Source organism: Stenotrophomonas sp. 10N36 (assembly GCF_056395005.1).
Genome location: NZ_JBFTIS010000010.1, coordinates 159,472 through 167,724 on the forward strand (window position 1 = coordinate 159,472; position 8,253 = coordinate 167,724).

At 67.9% G+C, this 8,253-nt stretch carries 5 protein-coding genes; 1 reads left to right on the plus strand and 4 read right to left on the minus strand.

Annotation, left to right across the window (positions count from 1 at the left end; translation table 11 throughout):
* Nucleotides 1–183 precede the first annotated feature (183 nt).
* The 4 genes from AC1DCJ_RS12050 to AC1DCJ_RS12065 form a co-directional block, all read right to left on the minus strand.
* Nucleotides 184–1,089 (minus strand): GNAT family N-acetyltransferase, encoded by a 906-nt coding sequence (locus tag AC1DCJ_RS12050; RefSeq protein WP_478071049.1) that lies wholly within the window; start codon nt 1,087–1,089, stop codon nt 184–186.
* Between the two features lie 2 nt (nt 1,090–1,091).
* Entirely contained in the window at nt 1,092–2,510 is a 1,419-nt protein-coding gene (locus AC1DCJ_RS12055) for a ribosomal protein uL16 3-hydroxylase (RefSeq protein ID WP_478071050.1), read from the minus strand.
* 1,001 nt (nt 2,511–3,511) lie between these two features.
* Nucleotides 3,512–4,879 (minus strand): adenylosuccinate lyase, encoded by a 1,368-nt coding sequence (gene purB / locus AC1DCJ_RS12060; protein WP_141056857.1) that lies wholly within the window; start codon nt 4,877–4,879, stop codon nt 3,512–3,514.
* A 36-nt stretch (nt 4,880–4,915) separates the two neighbouring features.
* Nucleotides 4,916–6,238, minus strand: a complete 1,323-nt coding sequence (locus AC1DCJ_RS12065) for a hemolysin family protein (protein WP_478071051.1) — start codon at nt 6,236–6,238, stop codon at nt 4,916–4,918.
* Between the two features lie 288 nt (nt 6,239–6,526).
* On the opposite strand from AC1DCJ_RS12065, the gene AC1DCJ_RS12070 reads away from it, so the two are divergent.
* The gene (locus AC1DCJ_RS12070) at nt 6,527–7,948 is read left to right on the plus strand and encodes a class II fumarate hydratase (RefSeq protein WP_478071052.1); all 1,422 of its coding nucleotides are present in this window, start codon (nt 6,527–6,529) and stop codon (nt 7,946–7,948) included.
* Nucleotides 7,949–8,253 lie beyond the last annotated feature (305 nt).

Here is an 8,253-nt window from a genome sequence, read left to right on the forward strand (position 1 = left end):
TGGAGGGTCGGATTCGCTTGTGGGGTAAGGCTTCGATGATCCGGCAGGGAAAAGTGAATAGCCCTGCGCGGGCGGTATCTAACTCCCCAAATTGTACCCCCATCGGGACAGGAAGGGGCACCGCAGGGACCGTGGCAGGGCCTGCGGTGTCATTCCCAGACAGGTTCGAGCCCGTGGCGTGAGCTACAGACCGATTGCCCTCAGTTCGCTGCATTCACGCGAACGTTCCCATACGCGCTGCAAACCGTCCTGCAACGGTCGCGAACGTGCTCGCAGCGCGAGCCCGGCTTCGCCGTCGAAACGGTGTCCGCTCAGACGAAAGTAGTAGTCGCCGGCATCGTTGAGCAGGCAGGCCGAGGCCGACGCGCGGTCGATCGGGTCGCTGACCTGGCGGATCCGGAACACGCTGGGCAGGCGTTGCAGCAGCCCCAGCAGCGGTGAGCCGGCCTGGGTGATGGCGGCGGCGTCGTGCACGATCAACAGGGCCTGCTTGTCGTGGCGGGCGGTGGCGAACCGGCGCAGCGCCTCCAGCACCGGCGGGGCATCCAGCACCCCGGGGTCGAGCTGGCGGCTGTGCAGCCACAGCTGGCGGCGGGCACGGTGGACCAGGGCGGTGGTGATCGCCACGGCCTGGTCGGCGCTGTCGATGGCCACCGCGCCGTCCAGCGCCAGACGCATGTGCTGGTGGGCGATGCCGGCCTCGGTGAAGACCTCGCCCTCGGGCAGGAAGCCCTGGCGGGTATAGAACACCTGGGCCGGCAGCTGGGCGTGCAGGCTCACTTCCCGCCAATGGCGGCTGCGCGCGGTGTCGATCAGGGCCCGCAGCAGGGCCTCCCCGACGCCGCGGCCCCGCCACTCGGCCAGCACCGCCATGCGGCCGATCCGGCCGTCCGGGGTGAGCCGCCCGGCACCGATCGGTTCGCCGTCGCTGCCACGGGCCAGGACGTGGGCGCTGAGCGGGTCCAGCGCGTCGATTTCCAGCGCGGCGGGCACCTGCTGTTCCTCGACGAACACGCGCTGGCGGACCCGATGCAGCGCCTCGCGCTGCGTCGGGTAGTCCACGACGTCGACCTGGAAGCGGGGCGCCATGCTCAGACGGGCTTGCCGTCGTCCTGGTCGTCGCTGTCGTCGAAATCGACGATGACTTCGATGCCATCTTCGTGGATGGTTACTTCATGCACGTCGGCCTCGACGGTGGCGTCATGCATGACCTCGATGCTGTCGGTGCCGTCAACCACGGCGTCCTCCGCGAAGTGGCCGTCCTCTTCGTCCTCTTCGTCATCGAAATCCTCGTCGATGGCGTTGGGGTCGAACAGCTGGTAATAGCCGCCGGCCACCAGGGCCTGCACGGCGTCGCGGCCCTTGGCCGAGAGCTTGAGGTAGAGCGGGCCGCCGAGCTGTTCGGTGGCCGCCAGGAGCTGCGCATCCTTGACCGGGAGGGCAAACTCCAGGCCGCTGCAGTACAGGCTGGCCCCGCGCTTGGCGCGGCGCCAGGCCATGCGTGCCCACGGGTGGCGCTGCAGGTCCAGGCCCGTGGCCAGCGCGGCCTCGATTTCTTCGCGCGGCAGCGGGTCGGCACCGGCCACCACGTCGCCGGCGGCGCGGTAGGTGGTGATGAAGCGGCCGAACCAGTCGCCGAGCTTGTCGGGGTCGTTCATGCGGATGGCATTGAGCGCCTCGACCACGCGGTTCATGGCCAGTACGTCGATTTCGTTGGGGTCTTCGGGCAGCTTGAGATCCGGATCCTGGTAGCGGATCGACTCGTCGGCGCCTTCGATGAGGGTGTCCAGGTAGTCGCTGATCAGCTCGGCCGAGGCCGGGGCGCGCATGCCGAAGGAGAAGGTCAGGCAGGGGTCTTCGGCCACGCCGTTGTGCGGGACGTTGGGCGGCAGGTAGAGCATGTCGCCCGGTTCCAGCACCCAGTCGTGGGTGGGCTTGAAGCGGCGCAGGAGCTTGAGTTCGACGTCGTCGCGGAAGTCCAGCGGGGGGCGCTTGCCCTTGGTGGATTCACTGGCGTCGATCTGCCAGCGGCGGTGGCCGTAGGCCTGCAGCAGGAAGACGTCGTACTGGTCGACGTGGGCGCCGACCGAGCCGCCGGTGGCGGCGAAGCTGATCATCACATCGTCCATGCGCCAGCGCGGCAGGAAGTCGAAGTGGTTGACGAGGGCGCGGACGTCGGCGTCCCACTTGTCGACGTCCTGGACGAGCAGGGTCCAGTCGTGGTCGGGCATGCCGGGGAATTCGTCTTCCTGGAACGGGCCGGTGCGCACGCTCCAGCCGTCGGTGGCGCGGTCATGGGTGATGAGGCGCGACAGGGCGGTTTCTTCGCAGGCCAGGCCGGCGAGGTCTTCGGGCTGGACGGGGGTTTCGAAATCGGGGAAGGCGCCGCGGATGAGCAGCGGGCGCTTCTGCCAGTAGTCGCGCAGGAAGACGGCGGCGGGCATGCCGAGCGGCAGGCCGGGGCGGGCCTGGATTTCGATGACGGGGGTCTTGGTGGTGCGGGCAGCCATGGGGGAATCCTTGGAGCGTGTAGACGGAAAGCGGGGGCGCGGCAGGTGGCCGGCGCGAGCGGGGCCATTGTCCGCTGGTTGGGGCCGATGTGCACCTGCGGTGGGGTGTCGCGGGGTGGTGGGGGTGGAGTTTGGAGGCGTAAGGCCAGGTCCAAAGCTACGTCCAAAGCCACGTCCAAAGCGACGTCCAGAGCGACGTCCAGAGCGACGTCCAGAGCGACGTCCAGAGCAGCGCCTTGACTGACTGCGGCGGGAGGTGGCCGGGCAGCCTTGCCCAGGACACGCCGTAAACCCGTCCCTGGGGGCTCGGTGTTGCCATCCATGGCAACACACGGTCCTGGGCAAGGCCGCCCGGCCACCTCTGGACGGTATCCGGTGTGGGCGGCAGGTAAGGCGGGTCAGTGGCCTGCGTTGTTACGTGACGTGCGCGGTGAGCGAAGTACGACAGAGGTGATGTGTGGCTCTGGTAGGGTCGGGTCCCAACCGACTGCCGATACGGGGTCCCGATCCAGTAACGCATTGCAATGAAACGCGCCGTAGAGCCGGGCTCTGCCCGGCTGCTCTATGGCCCGTGGCGATAAAGAGACGATGCCGACGCCAGCGCCCGTCCTCTCCGGCCAAGGTCATGCGTTCGTCGCGTTGATCAGCAGTATCGGCGGTCGATCGGGATCCGACCCTACCGGGTGGGTTGGTCGGCGGCGGGCATGTCCGCAGCCTTTGTCATGCGGGGATATGCGCGGGTCCCGCACCGGGCGACGTCGGCTCGGGCGATGCCCCGCGGCCGGTTTCGTCCGTGGCTTCGCGGCGATGCAAGGCCGGGCGATGCATGGCCCGGTAGGGTCGGGTCCCAACCGACTGCCGAGAAGGGGTCCCGATCCGGTAACGCATTGCACCGAAACGCCCCGTAGCGCCGGGCTCTGCCCGGCTGCCCCAGCCCACAACGAAGAAGGGGCGCAGGCAGTGCCGGCGTCCCTTCTGGGGTGATGCGGGTGGCGCGATCCTCAGATCGCCTTGGCCAGGTCCGCCGCCAGGCCGATGTAGCCGCCGGGGGTCAGGTCGCGCAGGTTCTGCTTGGCGTCTTCGGGCAGGTCCAGCGATTCGACGAAGGCCTGCATCGATTCGGCGGTGATGCCCTGGCCGCGGGTGAGGGCCTTGAGCTGTTCGTAGGGGTTGGGCAGGCCGTAGCGGCGCATGACCGTCTGCACGGCTTCGGCCAGCACTTCCCACGCGGCGTTGAGGTCGGCGTCCAAGCGCTCGGGGTTCACGGTCAGCTTGCCCAGGCCCTTGGCCAGCGAATCCAGGCCGACCTGGGTGTGGCCGAAGGCGGTGCCGACCGCGCGCAGCACGGTGGAGTCGGTGAGGTCGCGCTGCCAGCGGCTGATCGGCAGCTTGGCGCTGAAATGCTCGAACAGCGCGTTGGCGATGCCGAAGTTGCCTTCGGCGTTTTCAAAGTCGATCGGGTTGACCTTGTGCGGCATGGTCGAGGAGCCCACTTCGCCTTCCTTGAGCTTCTGCTTGAAGTAGCCCAGCGAGATGTAGCCCCAGATGTCGCGGGCCAGGTCGATCAGGATGATGTTGGCGCGGCGCGCGGCATCGCCGATTTCGGCGACGTTGTCGTGCGGCTCGATCTGGGTGGTGTACGGGTTGAACACCAAGCCCAGGCTTTCCACGAAACGCTTGGCGAAGGCCGGCCAGTCGACCGCCGGGTAGGCGATGACGTGGGCGTTGTAGTTGCCGACCGCGCCGTTGATCTTGCCGGTCAGTTCCACCGCGGCGATCTGCCTGCGCTGGCGCTCCAGGCGCGCCACCACGTTGGCCACTTCCTTGCCCAGGGTGGTGGGCGAGGCGGTCTGGCCGTGGGTGCGCGAGAGCATCGGCTGTTCGGCCTGGGCATGGGCGAGAGCGCGCAGGCTGGCGGTCACGCCGTCCAGGCTGGGCAGCAGCACTTCGCGGCGGGCCTGTTCCAGGATCAGGCCGTAGCTGAGGTTGTTGATGTCTTCGCTGGTGCAGGCGAAATGCACGAACTCCAGCGCCGGGCCCAGCTCGGCGTCGGCCTTAAGCTGTTCCTTGATGAAGTACTCCACCGCCTTGACGTCGTGGTTGGTGGTGCGCTCGATTTCCTTCACCCGCGCGGCGTGGGCGGGGGCGAAATCATCGGCCAGGGCGCGCAGGCGGGCGCTGGCGGCGGCCGAGAACGGCGCCAGTTCGACGATGCCCGGCTCGTTGGCCAGGGCCAGCAGCCACTCCACTTCGACCTTCACGCGGGCCTTGATCAGGCCGTATTCGGAGAAGATCGGACGCAGTGCGTCGACCTTGCCGGCGTAGCGGCCATCGAGCGGGGACAGGGCGAGCAGGGCGAATTCGGACATGGCGGGCGCAGGGCAATGACGGCGGGGGCCGTCATTCTACGCTGCCCCGGGGGCCTCGGCCTGTGCCATGCGTACGGTGACGGCCTGGATGCGGTGGCCGACCATGCGCTTGATGGTGAACTGGTGGCCGTCGATCACCAGCTGCTCGCCCTCTTCAGGCAGGCGCTGCAACTGGTGGACGATCAGCCCACCGACCGAATTGAGGTGGTCCGGGGCCTCCAGGTCGTGCCCGAGCAGGCGTTCCAGCCGGAAGATCGAGGTCGAGCCGGCCACCAGCAGGCTGCCATCGGCGCCGCGGGTGGGGGCGTCCTTGACGATATGCGGGTGCTCGTCCTCGATGTCGCCCACCACCACTTCCAGCAGGTCTTCCAGGGTGAAGTAGCCCAGGATGYGGCCATGTTCCTCCACGCACAGCGCCAGATGCGTGGTGCCGGTGCGGAAGCGTTCCAGCACCAGCGGCACCGGGGTCTCCAGCGCGATCAGGTTGGCCGGGCGCAGCAGCGGGCGCAGATCGTCGGTGGGGTTGCCGCGGGCGATCTCGACCAGCAGGTCCTTCATATGCAGGATGCCGAGCACATCCTCGCCGTCGCGGTCGAACCACGGGTAGCGGCTGTAGCGGCTTTCGGCGAATTCAGCCATCACCTCGGCCAGATCCATGCCGTCTCGGAACGAGCGCATATGGTCGCGCGGGCGCATCAGGTCGCCGGCGACCAGCTCCGGCAGTTCCAGCGCGTGGCTCATCAGCGTCAGGCCGTGGTCGGGCGCACTGTCGGTGGGCTGCTGGCGGCCGACGATGAGCTTGAGTTCCTCGCGCGAGTAGCGGTGCGAGGTGTGTTCAACATCGCCCCAGCCGGCCAGCCGCAGCAGCGCGTTGGCGCTGTTGTTGAGCAGCCAGATCGCCGGGTACATGGCCCAGTAGAACAGGTACAGGGGCGCGGCGGTCCACAGCGACATGCGGTCCGGGCGGCGGATCGCCATCGACTTGGGGGCCAGTTCGCCCAGCACGATGTGCAGGAAGGAAATCACGCTGAAGGCGATGATGAAAGCGGTCAGGCGCGAGGCGTCGGCGCTCATGCCGAAGGCATCGAACAGCGGTTGCAGCAGGTGCGCGAAGGCCGGCTCGCCGACCCAGCCCAGGCCCAGCGAGGACAGGGTGATGCCGAGCTGGCACGCCGACAGATAGGCATCCAGGTGGGAGTGCACGTTGAGCAGCAGGCGGCCGCGCCAGCCGTGCCGTTCGGCCAGGCCGACGGCCTGGGTATGGCGCAGCTTGACCAGCGCGAACTCGGCGGCCACGAAGAAGCCGTTGAGCAGCACCAGGCCGAACGCCAACAGCAGCAGGAGCAGGTTGCCGATCATCGTGTGCCCCGCGGTACAACCGCAGCAGGCAGGGAGGCAACCGCGTGGGCGCAAGGGGCACGCCGGGGTGCGCGCGCAGCGGCGCGCCAGGAACTACAGTGAGGGTCGTCACCCATGGGGGCGGAGATCTTTCTGAATGGACACGAATCCCGAGTCTAGCCGATCACCCGCGCTGTTGGGTTTCGGTGCACGGTGGGAGTATTGTGCGCAGAGCCGCCAGCCAGGGAATCAGGCCCGTTGCCAGCCGCAGGTTCCCTTTCCCTACCGAAAGAATCGCGGAGTAATGCAATGAGCAAGGGTTTCAGGATCGAGCACGACAGCATGGGCGAACTGCAGGTGCCCAGTGATGCGTTGTGGGGCGCGCAGACGCAGCGGGCGGTGAACAACTTCCCGGTTTCCGGGCAGCGCATGCCACGCGGTTTCATCCGCGCGCTAGGCCTGGTCAAGGGCGCGGCGGCGACGGTGAACGTGGAGCTCGGTCATCTGCCGAAGAACATCGGCAAGGCCGTCGAGGCGGCTGCGGTCGAAGTGGCCGATGGCCAGCACGATGCGCACTTCCCGATCGATGTGTACCAGACCGGTTCGGGCACGTCGTCGAACATGAATGCCAACGAGGTGATTGCCACCCTGGCCAACCGCGCGGGCAAGGCGGGCAAGCTGGCGGTGCATCCCAACGACCACGTCAACCAGGGGCAGAGCTCCAACGATGTGATTCCCACGGCGCTGCGCGTGTCGGCGTTGCTGGGCGTGCACGAACAGCTGCTGCCGGCGCTGGTGCACCTGCGCAAGACCATCGACAAGAAGGGCCGCAGCCTGCGCAAGGTGGTCAAGACCGGGCGCACCCACCTGATGGACGCCATGCCGCTGACCTTCGAGCAGGAGTTCGGGGCGTGGTCGGCGCAGTTGTCGTCGGCGCAGGAGCGCATCGAAGACAGCCTCAAGCGGCTGCGCCGGCTGCCGCTGGGTGGCACGGCGATCGGCACCGGCATCAACGCCGATCCGCGCTTTGGCGAACGCGTGGCCAAGCTGCTCAAGCAGCAGACCGGGGTCAAGTTCGACAGTGCCGAGAACAAGTTCGAGGGGCTGGCCGCGCAGGATGACGCGGTGGAGCTGTCCGGCCAGCTCAACGCGCTGGCGGTGGCGCTGATCAAGATCGCCAACGACCTGCGCTGGATGAATGCCGGTCCGCTGGCCGGCCTGGGCGAGATCGAGCTGCCGGCGCTGCAGCCGGGCAGTTCGATCATGCCGGGCAAGGTCAACCCGGTGATTCCCGAGGCGACGGTGATGGTGTGTGCGCAGGTGATCGGCCACCACACCGCGATCACCGTGGCCGGCCAGACCGGCAACTTCCAGTTGAACGTGACGCTGCCGCTGATCGCGGCCAACCTGCTCGATGGGATCGGCCTGCTGGCCAACATCTCGCGCCTGCTGGCCGATACCGCGATTGCCGGCCTGACGGTGCGGGAAGACCGGGTGCGCGAGGCGTTGGACCGCAACCCGATCCTGGTGACGGCGCTGAACCCGATCATCGGCTATGAAAAGGCCGCGGGAATCGCCAAGCGCGCCTACAAGGAGCAGCGCCCTGTGCTGGACGTGGCGCTGGAAGACAGCGGGCTGTCCGAGGCCGAGCTGCGCAAACTGCTGGATCCGGCCGCGCTGACGGCCGGTGGTATCCATGCTGGTGGCGGCGGTGGCGGTGGCGGTGGTTGATCGATACAGGTAGCGGCAACAACGAAAACGGGCCGAAAGGCCCGTTTTTTTGGAGGGCGCGCGTCTTGCTCCATGCTCCCTGGCTGGGGAAGGAAGGCGTCTCTTCGCTCAGGTCTGCCGCACGCGTCAGGGCCCCGTAGCGGCCGGTAGGCCCCTGGCGCAAATGTCCCCCGGCCGCAGGGCGCGGCCTCCTCCTTTATTTTGCCCAGGAGCCTACCGGCCGCTACGGGGCTCGGCTTGCGGTGAGCAGGGGGAAGCCGAGCGTTTCTGATGGCCGTCGGTGGGTCGGGTGCTGGGCCCCATGC

Bases quoted from the DNA above. Each gene is read 5' to 3' on its own strand.
- AC1DCJ_RS12050 (WP_478071049.1), bottom strand. From the start codon at position 1,089: ATGGCGCCCCGCTTCCAGGTCGACGTCGTGGACTACCCGACGCAGCGC.
- AC1DCJ_RS12055 (WP_478071050.1), bottom strand. From the start codon at position 2,510: ATGGCTGCCCGCACCACCAAGACCCCCGTCATCGAAATCCAGGCCCGC.
- purB (WP_141056857.1), bottom strand. From the start codon at position 4,879: ATGTCCGAATTCGCCCTGCTCGCCCTGTCCCCGCTCGATGGCCGCTAC.
- AC1DCJ_RS12070 (WP_478071052.1), top strand. From the start codon at position 6,527: ATGAGCAAGGGTTTCAGGATCGAGCACGACAGCATGGGCGAACTGCAG.